Here is a 14709-nt window from a genome sequence, read left to right as displayed (position 1 = left end):
CAAATAGCCTATGTCATCTCTGCGATGAAATGAAGCTTGAATTAATCCAGTAATACCGAGCCATCCGGCCCCCATTTTACCTTGGTAATCCCTGGCTCGGTTTCTTCCAGTCTCTTCAACTCATGTTCTTGCGGGGTTATCACGCCACGTTGCAGGCGCAATTCGTCTGCCAGTGTTTGGTCTTCCATGATTTGCTGGCGACGTGTTGCTGCCAGTTGTATGGTTTCAAGTAATTCGTCCTGATTCCAGGGTTTTGCTATGTAGCGAAACACTTCTGCATCATTGATGGCACCCAGTATGGTCTTGAATTCGGCAGAGGCGCTGAGCATGAGGCGTATTGCATGGGGCTGCATTTCTTTGGCAATGGACAAGAACTGTATGCCGTTCATGCCAGGCATATGGTAATCAGAGATGATAAAGTCAAAAGCTGTATTGCTGAGGCGTTTTATCGCTTCCTGAGGGGAATTAAACAATTCCATCGTCATTTCCATCTCTTTTGCGACGCTTTTCAAGCTTCTTTGCAGCGCAAGCAAAACATTTTGTTCGTCGTCGAGCAATAATATTTTATACATTATTTTCTCCTGTTACTGTGTACACGTATGATTAATTTAGTACCAGCGGGGTTCTCGAACAATGCCAATTTGTCGATGACGTGCTGATCCAGAACATAGTCGGCAGGCAGAAGCAGCATACCTTCTTTGGAAATAAGGTCAGTTGAAAGTATCATGCCAGGTTGCAAGTGGGTTATGGCAATTTCTTTATCGTCAATTTCTTCGACCTGATTACTGATGATTTGCTTAAAAGCAGCAACGACCTTTTCATCATAACGGTTGCCAGCGCCACGTATGATCAAAGCCTGTGCATCTTCCATGTACACGCGTTTTTGAACCAAGCTACCGTTTTGCAGATTGTCATAATCGCTTGCCAGTGACAATATGCGTGCTCCTATGGGAATATTTTCACCGACCAGGCCATCAGGGAAGCCTCTCCCATCAAAGCGTTCATGCTGCGCACGTATGATTTTTGCCGCGCCTTGTAAATCTTGCAGCGGCATCAATAATTGTTCTGCGCGCATGGTATGTTTATGAAAGTGCCCCAATTGCTCACCATTCATTTGATTGACTGGCGTTGCCAATAATTCATCTGAGAAACCTATTTTACCTATGTCGGCCAACAAAGCCGCGACAAAGATTTCTTGCGCCTCGCGTGTATCCAGATTAAGTTTTTTTGCGATTTTCCTGGACAAATCGGCGACACGCCGTGAATGCCCCACCAGTTTATCCCCGCGCATTTCGACGACATTGGAAAAAACCTTGATCGATGTCAGGAAATTGCTTTTTAATTTATCGTTGGCATGTAACAGGGACGCATGGGCTTTTTTCAGGTCTGCGGTGCGTTCATCCACCTTGATTTCGAGGCTGGCATTCAGAGATTTAAGTTCCTCGTTCTGACGCTGGGTCAATTCTTCCAGTCGTTTTTTCTCTATCTCCAGTGATTTTCGCTCCAGCGCCTGTTTGACAACCAGCAAAATGTCATTGTCGTTCCAGGGTTTGGTAATATAGCGGTAGATTTCTCCTCGGTTGATGGCATCAATTGTCGATTGTATGTCGGCATAGCCTGTCAATAACAGACGTATGGTATCTGGCCATCTGGCTTTCACATGCGTCAAAAATACTGCACCGTCCATGACTGGCATGCGCATGTCGGAAATAACCAGGTCAATGGTCTCTTTCTCCAGTATCTCCAGGCCTTCCTGGCCACCATTTGCGATGAGTATTTTGTAAGAGTGTTGCCTAAAGAGTCTGCGCAGAGATGAAAGGATGTTCGGCTCGTCGTCAACGAAGAGCAATACAGGCATCACTTCTGGTACTGATTCTGTGCTCATTGATTGTCACCGCCATCCTCTTGGGATTGCTTTATGTGCTTGACGGGTAAGCTGATGAGGAAACTGGTTCCTTTACCAACTTCACTATTTACTGTGATTTTGCCGTGGTGTTTTTGTATGATGCCATAAGATAGTGAAAGTCCCAAGCCTGTGCCTTTGCCTATTGATTTGGTCGTGAAGAAAGGATCAAAAATCCGGTTGATAATCTCTTTTGGGATACCACTGCCGTTATCTGCAACTTCAATAAACACGTGGGTATCATCACAACTTGTGCGTACTGTGATTTTACCGCGCTCGGCAATGATGGCGTGAGAGGCATTGACCACCAGATTCATGATGACCTGGTTGATTTGCGAGGCCAAGCATTCAATATCAGGAATCTTACCGTATTCCTTGATGACATCTGCCTTGTACTTGATTTCATTGTTGACGATGTTGAGGGTGGAATCTATGCCCTGATGGAGATTGGTCCAATGCCATTCCTGCTGTGAATCGATCCGGGAAAAGTCTTTCAGGTCCTGCACTATTTTGCGTACTCTCTCTATGCCTTCACGCGATTGCTGAACCAGCTCAGGAATATCTTCCTTGAGAAAAGACAATTCCTTTTCTTCCTTGATGGCCGTGAGTTCATTCTTGATACTTGCAGAGCCGATTTGCTGCTCAGATGCCTCATAGACCTGGATGATGGAAAACAAGTCTTTAATATAATTTTCAAGAGTCGCAAAATTGGAAAAAATGTAGCCTATGGGATTATTGATTTCATGTGCCACACCTGCAGCAAGCTGGCCTATCGAGGCCAGTTTTTCTGATTGCAGTAACTGCTCTTGTGCCATGGATAACTTGGCATTGAGTTCAGTGAGTTCAGTATTCCTGCGCACCAGCTCGTTTTCTACTGATTCTCTTTGTTTGATATCAGCTTCGAGCTTGTTATTTGTTTCTGCCAGTTGTAAGGTGCGTTTCTTTACCAGGTTTTCCAAATTGCTATGCGCCTGGCGCAGGGCATTTTCTGCGTCATAACGTTCGGTAATGTCTTCCAGGGTCTCTATGGCGCCTACAATTTCCCCTTCGTTATTGTAGAGCGGGGCAGCTGTAAAGTGCAGCCATAAGCCATGTTCATGCAAGTCGGGAAAAAAATCTATGGCTTCGTAAGCTCCACGTATCAATTGAGATTGTGAAAATTTATTGTGGTAAAACTTGTGAACTACAATATCGTCATGCCCTGACAAAACTAGGTCCGCTAGCACAGGACGACTATCGCGGTAAAAAGGCTTCCATTGATTGCGGGTTGCTACCATGCTGGCTGCGGAATAACCAAGTACAAATTCGCAAGCCTTGTTCCAATGGGTAATGACATGATCAGAGTCAATGACAAAAGTTGGCACGGGGCTGCTGTCCAGGAACTGGGCGAGCTCTATTCCCATTTTGTTGAGCAAAGGGGGGGCAGTTTCTATCTTCTTTTGCTCTGTGTGGGAAACATGCATTTGAGCATCAGCGGCTACTGCCACAGGTGCAGGCAAATCATTCTTCTCTGACAGGGAATACTCTTTATTCATTATTTTACCCGGACTCCGAAGTATTGTAATAAGCCTTGTATATTGAATATCCTGAATTTTACTGAATCTTAGTGGCGATGACGGTCATCAATGAGCATGACAATTTTCCCAGTTGATTTTTGCGCCGCCCCCAGGTTTTTCCATTGCGCATTGTAGAGCTGCCCATGCACCTTGACGGGAAACCATAGCCCTTCAGAAAATTCGCGTATTCCCGGACCTGCATCGGCTATCATGTCATCGATCTGACATCCAAGCTCCAGCCTCGATGGCGGGATGATTTTTTCTGCCGAGCTATTGATAAACACCACCATATCTTCATCATCGACTGCAATAATGGGCAAGGGTACATATTGCAAAACTTCGCGTACTATGCTCAAGCTGAGTTCATCGCGACTGATTTGCTTTTGTTTTTGTTCCAGCATTTCAGCCAGTAGTTTGTTGGTCCTGATCAATTCCTGGTTGGTTGTTTGAACTTGTAAGGTCAACCGCCGATTTTCATCTTCCATTTCCTTGTAATGAAACGCTTCCCGTATATTTGCACGTATTTGCTCGTCATCCCAGGGTTTGGTCAGAAATTTAAAGATTGCACCTTCGTTGATAGCGTCAGTGATGTATTGAAGTTCGGTATAGCCGGACAGAATGATACGGATAGTATCGGGATATTTTTGTTTGGCACCGCGTAAAAAATCAACGCCTGTCATGATGGGCATTCTTTGATCAGAAATAATGACATCGACCCGGTTTTTTTCCAGAATTTCCAAACCTTCATGACCACTGCCTGCGGTTAGAATGCGGTATTCATCTCTGCGTAACAGGCGCTTGAGGGCACTCAGTATATTAGGTTCATCATCGACAAGGAGCAGGGTACGATCAGGTTTACCCAAACGTAGCAGATGCTTGTCCAGAAAGGGTTTCTCTTGCAGGAAAAGTTGCATGTGCTCTGAGCTCAGGGGCTTGGCGAAGAAATGCCCTTGTATCTGGTCACACATATTATCGCTCAGGAATTTGCATTGGGCTTCAGTCTCGACTCCTTCAGCAATGACTTTGATACCCAGACTGTGCGCCATGGATATTACTGCCCTGGTAATGGATGCGTCATCAAGATTGTGCGGTAACTCCTGAACAAAAGATTGATCGATCTTGACATAGTCAAACGGGTAATGCTTCAGATAGCTCAGTGCAGAATAGCCGGTGCCAAAATCATCCAGGGCCAGAATAAACCCTTGTTTTTTGAAATCGCTGAATGCTTTGTCTATGCTATCACTACGGTACATCAGTATTTGTTCCGTTATTTCCAGTGATACTTTATCTGGAGTGACAGTCATACTTTCCAGTATTCCAGATAGTCGATTGTTAAAGTCATTGCTTTGCAATTGTATGGGAGAGATATTAATGGCAATACAGGGCGGAGTCAGTCCTGCCAAATTCCAATGTGCGATATCTTTACACACCTGCTTGATTATCCATTCGCCCAGGCGCACGATGAGATCAGATTTTTCGGCAACCGGGATCAGTACTGCAGGCGGGATCCTGCCATGGATGGGATGCTGCCAGCGTAGCAATGCTTCTGCTCCAACCACAAGCCCTGTCTGCAAATCGACCGTAGGTTGATAGTGCAAATGCAATGCACTGGTATCAATGGCGAAATTAAGCTCAGCTTCTATATCGATACTGTCTTGTTCTACCGTATTCATGGCGATAGCCCTGTCTGTTCTTCAATATGGTCTTCAATAAGCTGTATGCGATGCTGCAGACTGACTAATTGAGAGCAGTATCATGACTCAGTCGATGCTTTTGTCTGATACAAAGGTAACCAGACGGTGAAGCAAGTCCCTTTTCCTACGACACTTTGTACGTCTATGCGTCCGCCATGTTTTTTGATGATGCCGTAGGAAAGTGATAAACCCAGGCCAGTGCCACTACCTATGGGTTTAGTGGTAAAAAAGGGTTCGAAGATGCGATTCAGATTTTCTTGTGGGATGCCGGAGCCAGTATCTAATACCCTGATCCATGCCATGTCTTTCTCGCACCCTGTACTGATTTTGATCATACCGTTTTCTTTGATGGCATGTGAGGCATTCACCAGCAAGTTCATGACTACCTGATTGACCTGGGAAATAATACATTTCACCAGTGGTACCTGACCATATTCTTTAACGACGTTGGCTTTGTACTTAATTTCATTTTTGACGATGTTGAGGGTGCTGTCTATTCCCTGGTGCAAATCGGCTTCCTGCCAGTCTGTTTCACCGACGTGGGAAAAATCCTTCAAAGACTGCACGATCTCTTTCACGCGTTTGAGCCCATCCATGGATTCGCGCACCAGATCCTGTATGTCTTCCTTTAAAAATTCCAGATCCGCCTTTTCTTTTAACTCATTCATTTTGCTGACCGCAGCTGGTGGGGACTGTTGCTGTATCAAATCTTCATACTGATTAATGACTTCAAATAATTTTTCTACATAGTTTTGCAAACTGCCGATATTTGAATTGATAAAACCTATGGGGTTATTAATTTCGTGCGCAATACCAGCGGCCAGTTGGCCAACCGAAGCCATTTTTTCTGATTGCAATAACTGTTCGTGGGCTTCTTGAAGTTTTTTGATCAAAAGATGTTGTTCTTCACCTTTCTTGAACAGGGCGGCTTCCATCTCCTTGCGTTTGGTGATGTCGGTCAATGAACCCACAACTTCAACAGGATTGCCATCCTTGTCGCGTATCAACCTGAGCATGTCATGCATCCAAACATACTGGCCGCTACGGCTCATGAAGCGATATTCGTAGGCTCTTTCACCCTCGGTAAACAATTTGGCAATGCTGGAGAAAATCTCGGGTACATCACTGGGGTGTATATGCTCAAACCAGAAATTTGGGTCAGCAACCATTTCATCAGGATGGTAGCCAAGTACATGCAAGGCATTGTTACTCACGAAAGTCATTTTGAAATCACCCGTGGGTACACTGCTGTAGATGATTGCGGGAGTATTGTCGATCAGGTATTGCAGTCTGGCATCCGTGGAGATGCCGATGGCTGAAGCAGGCAGAGGAGCAGTGTTGACTGCTGGCACAACACTGAATTCATCAAATTGATTCACCATGACCACCATTAGGAAAAAATCAATAGAAATATTGTTTTTTTTAAATTCCCTTATGACTACATATTAGAGCAACAAGTATATAAAGTGCTATTTTTTTCAAAAAGGCTTTATATGTTTTAGCTCTGCATATGGCGAATAGTCTGAAAATTGCGCATTTTTTGCTAAAGATTCATAAATTAAACCCAATAAAACATCGGCTTAGGTGATATCCAAGAAAATTATTTTTTTTGATAAATTGTTGCTTTTTGATATGTTTTGAAATCGGACCTTGTTTTTTATTCAGACGGCAAGCAAAGCCATGCAGCAGGTGATGATTTGATTTTTCGCACAATTTAAGCGCGAAGATGCACTGAAAAGTGGAGTTGGTATATTTATAGGATCGTTTTGCATCATTTTTGTCAATTTTTCCTGATGTGTTTGTCTGTTGCATGCACTGGAATAGTTGGTAAATTTATCTCATTGAAGTCATTGACGATGTTGCGTGCATCTATCCACACCAAAATTGCAACTATTTAGTTAGTGAAATTGAGGATTCTTTTTTTGTTTTTTACAGTTGGCACGTTATCTGCTATCTGCCTTGGTGGAAGTTCGGTTTTTCAGTTCAATGACCTCACCACTATCAGGAGAAAACATGTCACGTCGTACTGTTTTGAAAGCAACTGCTGTCGCCGCAATGACTTTGGCCGCTTCTGGCTGGCTTACGCAGGCACAGGCCGCCGATACCATCAAGGTCGGCATTCTGCATTCCCTGTCTGGCACTATGGCAATCTCGGAGACATCGCTCAAAGATGTGGCCTTGATGACGATAGATGAAATCAATTCCAAGGGCGGTGTCATGGGCAAAAAACTGGAAGCGGTGATCGTTGATCCGGCCTCCAACTGGCCGCTTTTTGCAGAGAAAGCCCGCCAACTGGTATCTCAAGACAAAGTATCCGTCGTGTTTGGTTGCTGGACATCGGTATCGCGCAAATCCGTATTGCCAGTCTTCAAGGAACTCAATAGCCTGCTGTTCTACCCGGTACAGTATGAAGGTGAAGAGTTGGAGAAAAACGTTTTCTACACAGGCGCTGCGCCTAACCAGCAAGCTATCCCAGCCACTGAATACCTGATGTCGAAAGAGGGGGGCGGTGCCAAGCGCTTTGTCTTGCTGGGAACTGACTATGTGTATCCACGTACCACCAATAAAATCCTGCGCGCCTTCTTGCATAGCAAGGGTGTCAAGGATACGGACATTGATGAAGTGTATACCCCATTTGGCCACTCCGATTACCAGACCATCGTTGCCAATATAAAGAAATTTGCCGCGGGCGGCAAAACAGCGGTCATCTCCACTATCAATGGCGATTCCAACGTCCCGTTCTATAAAGAGCTCGGCAATGCTGGCTTGAAGGCAACGGATGTGCCTGTCGTTGCATTCTCTGTCGGTGAAGAAGAATTGCGCGGTGTCGATACTAAACCGCTGGTCGGCCATCTGGCTGCATGGAATTACTTCCAGTCTGTAAAAAATCCGGTGAATACTGAATTCATCAAAAAATGGAAAGATTATGCAGCCGCCAAAAAACTGCCTAATGCCGCAACAGTTGTGACTAACGATCCAATGGAAGCGACTTATGTAGGTATGTATATGTGGAAGCAGGCCGTTGAAAAAGCCAAATCCACAGATACTGACAAAGTCATTGCCGCCATGGGCGGGCAGACTTTCAAGTCACCATCCGGTTTTGAATTGACGATGGATAAAACCAATCACCACTTGCACAAGCCAGTCATGATTGGTGAGATCAAGGCTGACGGTCAGTTTAGCGTAGTCTACAAAACCAAGACACCTATCCGTGCGCAACCTTGGAGCCCTTACATCCCTGGCAATGAAGGCAAGCAGAAGCTGTAATTCAAGAAGTTATATTTAAGCAGTGATGCAGACACTCAGGACTTCTATGACGACGTCCTGAGTGCTGTTCCGGATTTCCCATTCCTGACCTGGTTGCCTATGATATTTCGTAAAATTTGCGTGAGCATAGTCTTGTTCGTGTTCAGCCTGACAGCGCAAGCGGCTATCGATGGCAAGCTCTTGCAGGCTTTGGCGGGTGATGATCCTGATGCGCGTATTACCGCCGTCAACTCCATCGCGGCCCAGGGTAATGAAGAGGCGGTGGAAGTATTGACTGCACTGAAAAATGAAACTTTGTTTGCCAAGGATGTTGCTGTCTATCTTGTCGATGGTGAGCAGGCCAGGGACCTCAGCACTGGAAAAATGCAAAAGCTGCCGGACGATGCAGAAGCAATCACCATCAATAACCGCCTGCGTGCCGCACTGGATAGTGCACTGTCAGGCCTGAGATTATTTTCACCGGACAAGAATACTCGTCTCATCGCAGCAACTGCGCTCGAAAAAGAAGCAACGCCAGAGCAATTGCCCTTGCTGAACAGAGCCTATCTGAAAGAAAACGACAGCGAAATCAAATCCCGTCTGCAAATGCTGATTGCCACCGCCAATTTGCAAGCCAGTGACCCGGTAGTGCGCAAGGCCGCAGTCAAGGCTTTGCTGGATAGTCCCAACCCCAATTTAAAACCTGTGCTGCAAAAAATGCTGGCACAAAATCCTGATGGTAGTTACAACGAAGCTGATGCCAGCATACGTTTGGAGGCAGCCAATACTCTGAATGCCATCGATGGGCGTCTGGCGCGCATGGAATTTGTCGGCAATCTGTTTTACGGAGTATCGCTGGGCAGTGTGCTGTTGCTGGCTGCACTGGGTCTGGCAATCACCTTTGGCCTGATGGGTATTATCAATATGGCGCATGGCGAATTGCTGATGATAGGTGCTTACACCACCTATGTTTGCCAGATGCTGTTCCGCAAATTCATGCCTGGTGCTGTGGATGCCTATTTGTTGCTGGCTCTGCCTGCCGCTTTTCTGGTCTCTGCCGCGGTTGGTATTTTACTGGAAAGAACGGTGATCCGCTGGTTATATGGTCGCCCGCTGGAAACCCTGTTATGTACCTGGGGCATCAGCTTGATACTGATGCAGGCAGTGCGTTCGATTTTTGGTGCGCAAAATGTCGAGGTCGCCAATCCTTCCTGGATGTCGGGCGGTATCACTGTGTTGGGTTCGCTGGTGTTGTCTTATAACCGCATTATCATTATCTTCTTTGCCCTGTTTGTCGTACTGGCAGTTTGGCTCATATTGAACAAGACACGCCTGGGCCTGTTCGTGCGTGCCGTGACTCAAAACCGGCGCATGGCTGATTGCGTAGGTGTGGCAACCGGCAAGATAGACATGCTGACTTTTGGCCTAGGTTCTGGCATTGCAGGTCTCGGTGGCGTGGCCTTGTCACAATTAGGTAATGTCGGCCCTGACCTGGGGCAAAACTATATCGTTGATTCTTTCATGGTAGTGGTGCTGGGCGGGGTAGGGCAGTTGGCTGGCACCGTGATTGCGGCTTTTGGCCTGGGCGAAGTAAACAAATTCCTGGAACCGGTGGCAGGTGCCGTCATGGCCAAGATCGTCATTCTGGTATTCATCATCATTTTCATACAACGCAGACCGCAAGGCTTGTTTGCGCTCAAAGGCAGGAGTGTGGAATGAGTTCAAGTATGACGACAATCAAAGATATGTTTTCCAGACATGCATGGACAGGCATACTGGTGTGCGCAGTGATTGCTGTACTGTTACCAATTCTTAACCTGAGTTTTCCTGCCGGACATGCCCTGCACATTTCCAGCTACACGATTGCCCTGGTTGGCAAGTTCATGTGCTATGCCCTGGCAGCACTGGCACTTGATCTGGTCTGGGGTTACACCGGCATTTTATCTTTGGGTCATGGGGTATTCTTTGCGCTGGGAGCCTATGCACATGGCATGTATCTGATGCGTGCTATTGGCCGTGATGGTGTCTATCAAAGCAACCTGCCTGACTTCATGGTCTTCCTTGATTGGAAAACCTATCCCTGGTATTGGTCTATGACCGACAGCTTCTGGTATTGCATGGCGTTGGTTGTATTGGTGCCTGGGGTGCTGGCTTTTATTTTTGGTTTCTTTGCCTTCCGTTCCCGCATCAAAGGTGTGTATTTTTCCATCATCACCCAGGCCATGACGTTTGCCTTCATGCTGCTGTTCTTCCGCAATAACACGGGCTTTGGTGGTAATAATGGCTTTACCGACTTCAAGCGTATTCTAGGTTTTACGATCACTGCTCCTGGTACCAAGGCCGCGCTGTACCTGACCACCTTGGTGATTTTGCTGTCGGCTTTGTTCCTGTGTCGCTGGATAGTCACTTCCAAGTTGGGGCGCGTTCTCCAGGCTGTGCGAGATTCAGAATCGCGGCTGATGTTCATCGGTTACAACCCCTTGTGGTTCAAGCTGTTTGTCTGGACGCTGTCCGCCATACTTTGTGGCATTGCCGGTGCCTTGTATGTACCTCAGGTAGGTATTATCAACCCGTCTGAAATGTCGCCAGCCAATTCCATAGAAATGGTGATCTGGGCAGCAGTAGGCGGGCGCGGTACTTTGCTGGGTCCTATCATCGGTGCATTTACTGTCAATGGTTTGAAGAGTTGGTTCACTGCGGCTTTCCCGGATTTGTGGCTGTATGCCTTGGGCCTGCTGTTCATCCTGGTGACCTTGTTCATGCAACAGGGTGTCCTGGGTCTGGTGAGTAAATTCAAAAAACAGCGGGAGCCAGCATGACCTCTTACATGATGAGTGGCGTCTTGCGACCAGGGCAGCAGTACGAAAGTGCTACCGGCGATCAGGGTGTTTCTTATGGCCGTATCAAGCAGGAAGGTGTTGACACCACCCACGGCGCTATCCTCTATCTGGAAGACATCGTAGTGTCATTTGACGGTTTCAAGGCCATCAATAATCTGAACCTGGATATCTCGGTGGGTGAACTGCGTTGCATCATCGGCCCCAATGGCGCTGGCAAGACCACGATGATGGATGTGATCACCGGTAAAACCCGACCCACATCCGGCACCGCATTCTTTGGGCAGACCATGGACCTGACGCGCATGAGCGAAGTCGATATCGCTCATGCCGGCATTGGCCGCAAATTCCAGCGACCAACAGTGTTCGAGCAGCACAGCGTGTTTGAGAATCTTGAACTGGCCATGAAAATGGACAAGCGCGTCAAGACCACCCTGTTTGCCCGTTTGAACAGCGAACAAAAAGACAAGATAGCCGCCATCCTGCAATTGATACGCTTGGATGGGCAAGAGCAAAGGCAGGCAGGTTTACTATCACATGGCCAAAAGCAGTGGCTGGAAATTGGCATGCTTCTGATACAGGAACCACAACTGATCTTGCTCGATGAGCCGGTGGCTGGTATGTCGGATGCAGAGACTGCACGCACTGCTGAATTGCTCAATGAATTGCGTGGCAAGCATTCCATCATGGTGGTCGAGCATGATATGGGTTTCGTCACTGAAATTGCCCAGCAGGGCAAAGTCACGGTATTGCATGAAGGATCTGTACTTGCAGAAGGCACGATGGCGCAAGTGCAGGCAGATGATCGCGTCATTGAAGTCTATCTTGGACGCTAAGGGATACGAATGAGGGTTGAGCATGCTTGAAGTCAAACATTTACACCAGCATTACGGTTCCAGCCACACCTTGCGTGGCATTTCACTGTCACTGAAAAAAGGTGAATGCATGGCCTTGCTGGGCCGTAATGGCGTTGGTAAAACCAGCTTGCTGAAATGCCTGATGGGCGTATTGCCTGTCACTGAAGGTACTGTCACTTTCGAAGGCCGCGACATCAACAAACTCTCGCCGCATGACAGAGCCAGGGCAGGAATAGCCTATGTGCCGCAAGGCCGTGAGATTTTTGCGCGCCTCTCCGTCGAAGAAAATCTGCTCATGGGTATGGCCAGCCTGCCTGCACGCAAGGCAGGAAAAATCAAGGATGAGGTATATCAGCTTTTCCCCGTATTGAAAGAAATGCTGCACAGGCGAGGCGGTGATTTATCTGGCGGCCAGCAACAACAACTCGCCATTGCCCGTGCCTTGCTGGCAGAACCCAAGCTCATCATCCTGGATGAACCTACTGAAGGCATACAACCATCCATCATCAAGGACATAGGCCGTGTTATCCGCTTGTTGCGTGAACGAGGCGATATCGGCATCTTGCTGTGCGAGCAGTATTTCGATTTTGCCCGTGAACTGGCAGATCATTTTGTCGTGCTGTCGCGTGGTGAGGTGGTGGCCTATGGCGGCCAGGAATTGATGGATGGGGATGACGTCAAGCGGCATCTGGCGGTATAGTGCAGTCTTTACTTATCGCTAGCTGAATATGGATGTCTGCAGTCCGGCACTACCGTCAAGCGTCACAAAATCCCACTGGCAAGCCAGCCTGCAACTGGGCTTTAGCAGGGATGGGGATGTCACGCGCCTGACGGAACGCAAACACAATGGCCCCTTGCGCGTGCAAAAGCCTTTATATCCTGAAGGAGATGCAGTCTGCCATGCCATCATCATCCACCCACCGGGTGGCGTAGTCGGTGGCGACCAGCTAAAAATAGATGTGGCGTTGGCGACTGACACTCATGCGCTGGTGACGACACCGGGCGCGGCGAAATGGTATCGCAGTAACGGCTACATATCCGCACAACATATCAATTTGAAACTTGATGCAGGTGCCAGGCTGGAATGGCTGCCGCAAGAGACCATTTTTTTTGACGATGCCTGTGTTGATTTGCACCAGACCATACATCTGGCGGCGGATGCCAGGCTGATTGCGGCTGATATTTTCTGCTTTGGCCGCACTGCCTCTGGCGAAACCTATAACAGTGGCCGGATCAAACAGCATTGCAGCATCTATCGTGACGACAAGATGATCTGGCATGAACAGGGCAGTTTGCAAGGTGGCAGCCCTGCCATGGAAAGTCCTTTGGGTTTGAATGGCAAATCTGTGTCGGCGATGGTGCTGGCTTCTGGTGCCATGCTGTCTGGCGAACAATTGCAGGCATTGCGTGAGCAAACATCTGCCTTGTTGTCTGAGCGTGAAGCGGACGCCCTATGTGGCGTCACGCAAATGAAGTCTGTCATTGTTGCACGCTACCTGGGCAACTCCAGTGAAGTTGCCCGGCTTTGGATGCAAAGGACGTGGCAGCATTTACGCCCTGTCGTGATTGGGTGTGATGCCAAAATTCCTCGCATCTGGAACACTTGATTCATAGCCAGCATTACGCTTGATGCAACCCAGGCCTGCCAGACTGGAACGAACTGCCACATCCAGCGGTGTACGTGGCTCTTCACCCAAAAAATCTACCAAAGCCTGGTTTGACATTTTGACTTCAGTGCGCCACAGGTAACGCATCTCCAGCATTTCCTTCAAAGTTTGCTGGAAAGGTGCCAGCAGAGCGAATACAGGCCATGGGAACCAGCTCGCCTTTAACGTAGGCTGGGCAGTGACGCGGCCAATTGCAGCTACCATTTGCTTGCCATCATGATCCCAATGGCCTTCCATATGGAAGCGGGCAAAATTACCCAGTTCTTTTTCGCGTTCCAGCAAGCGCACCATGGTTTCTGCTACGTCGGGCAAGTATGCCCATTGGTGACCAACACCAGCACTGCCAGGGTAGCGCACTACACTCACTGGCTTGCCTGGCGTTACCAGACCTTGTGAAAACCAGTTGTTGCCTGCCTTGGGGCCAAAGAAATCACCAGCCCTGACGATGAGGGATTTGACACCCTTGCTGGCAGCGAGGCGCAAACGATGTTCCAGTTCTACCCGGATTGTCCCTTTTTTAGTGATAGGGAACTGTGAAGCATTTTCTGCAATCAGCGGGAAGGCATCGGGGCCGTAGTTATAAACAGTACCCGGCAGCAGTATGCGTCCGCCGCTAGCCTGGGCTGCTGCGATCGTGTTGTCTATCATAGGCAGCACCAGTTTTTCCCAGTCACGGTAGCCAGGCGGGTTGACAGCGTGGACGATAACAGATTTTCCTGCTGCAGCTTGCACCACATCGTCCTGCACCATGACATCACCTTTCATCCAGATATGCGCTGATGTTTTATCTTTCACTTGATCAGGATTGCGGTGCAGGGTAGTGACTTGCCAGCCGCGTTGCATTAGCAAGCGTGCTACTTCACCACCTACGCCACCGGTTGCACCTAATACCAGGGCTTGCTTATTGGTTTGAGCACTTGCTTGATTGCTGGCTGTTTGCTGGTTCATT

At 47.9% G+C, this 14709-nt stretch carries 12 protein-coding genes; 6 read left to right on the top strand and 6 right to left on the bottom strand.

What is annotated here, in order from left to right:
- Positions 1-41 precede the first annotated feature (41 nt).
- From Q8K39_RS11470 to Q8K39_RS11450, 5 genes are all read right to left on the bottom strand, one after another.
- The gene (locus Q8K39_RS11470) at positions 42-572 is read right to left on the bottom strand and encodes a response regulator (RefSeq protein ID WP_186951218.1); all 531 of its coding nucleotides are present in this window, start codon (positions 570-572) and stop codon (positions 42-44) included.
- Positions 572-1885 carry an HD domain-containing phosphohydrolase gene (locus tag Q8K39_RS11465; protein ID WP_305260245.1) on the bottom strand — a complete coding sequence of 438 codons (1314 nt, stop codon included), beginning with the start codon at positions 1883-1885 and terminating at the stop codon, positions 572-574. The genes Q8K39_RS11470 and Q8K39_RS11465 overlap by 1 nt, the downstream gene beginning before the upstream one ends.
- On the bottom strand, positions 1882-3438 hold the full coding sequence (locus Q8K39_RS11460; protein ID WP_305260244.1) for an ATP-binding protein: 1557 nt from the start codon (positions 3436-3438) through the stop codon (positions 1882-1884). Before Q8K39_RS11460 ends, Q8K39_RS11465 begins: the two co-directional genes overlap by 4 nt.
- Positions 3439-3506: 68 nt before the next feature.
- Positions 3507-5132 carry an EAL domain-containing protein gene (locus tag Q8K39_RS11455; protein WP_305260242.1) on the bottom strand — a complete coding sequence of 542 codons (1626 nt, stop codon included), beginning with the start codon at positions 5130-5132 and terminating at the stop codon, positions 3507-3509.
- An 80-nt stretch (positions 5133-5212) separates the two neighbouring features.
- The gene (locus tag Q8K39_RS11450; RefSeq protein WP_305260240.1) at positions 5213-6535 is read right to left on the bottom strand and encodes an ATP-binding protein; all 1323 of its coding nucleotides are present in this window, start codon (positions 6533-6535) and stop codon (positions 5213-5215) included.
- 631 nt (positions 6536-7166) lie between these two features.
- On the opposite strand from Q8K39_RS11450, the gene urtA reads away from it, so the two are divergent.
- From urtA to Q8K39_RS11420, 6 genes are all read left to right on the top strand, one after another.
- Positions 7167-8420 (top strand): urea ABC transporter substrate-binding protein, encoded by a 1254-nt coding sequence (gene urtA, locus Q8K39_RS11445; protein ID WP_305260239.1) that lies wholly within the window; start codon positions 7167-7169, stop codon positions 8418-8420.
- 99 nt (positions 8421-8519) lie between these two features.
- Positions 8520-10118, top strand: coding sequence for an urea ABC transporter permease subunit UrtB (gene urtB, locus Q8K39_RS11440; RefSeq protein WP_186951224.1), 1599 nt, complete (start codon positions 8520-8522; stop codon positions 10116-10118).
- An 8-nt stretch (positions 10119-10126) separates the two neighbouring features.
- On the top strand, positions 10127-11218 hold the full coding sequence (gene urtC, locus Q8K39_RS11435) for an urea ABC transporter permease subunit UrtC (RefSeq protein WP_305260236.1): 1092 nt from the start codon (positions 10127-10129) through the stop codon (positions 11216-11218).
- A gap of 11 nt (positions 11219-11229) precedes the next feature.
- A complete protein-coding gene (gene urtD, locus Q8K39_RS11430; RefSeq protein WP_305260330.1) occupies positions 11230-12072 on the top strand; it encodes an urea ABC transporter ATP-binding protein UrtD in 843 nt (280 codons plus the stop codon).
- 22 nt (positions 12073-12094) lie between these two features.
- Positions 12095-12793, top strand: a complete 699-nt coding sequence (urtE, locus tag Q8K39_RS11425) for an urea ABC transporter ATP-binding subunit UrtE (protein ID WP_186951226.1) — start codon at positions 12095-12097, stop codon at positions 12791-12793.
- 28 nt (positions 12794-12821) lie between these two features.
- On the top strand, positions 12822-13700 hold the full coding sequence (locus Q8K39_RS11420) for an urease accessory protein UreD (RefSeq protein ID WP_305260233.1): 879 nt from the start codon (positions 12822-12824) through the stop codon (positions 13698-13700).
- Here the strand turns inward: Q8K39_RS11420 and Q8K39_RS11415 are convergent.
- Positions 13644-14708, bottom strand: a complete 1065-nt coding sequence (locus Q8K39_RS11415; protein WP_305260231.1) for an NAD(P)H-binding protein — start codon at positions 14706-14708, stop codon at positions 13644-13646. The two genes, Q8K39_RS11420 and Q8K39_RS11415, sit on opposite strands and share 57 nt — an antisense overlap.
- Position 14709 lies beyond the last annotated feature (1 nt).

Origin of the sequence: Undibacterium sp. (assembly GCF_030683615.1) — a bacterium.
Classification (GTDB): Bacteria; Pseudomonadota; Gammaproteobacteria; order Burkholderiales; family Burkholderiaceae_D; genus Undibacterium; species Undibacterium umbellatum.
Note: the sequence above shows the minus strand (reverse complement) of the source record. Positions and strands in the feature narration are given on the sequence as shown.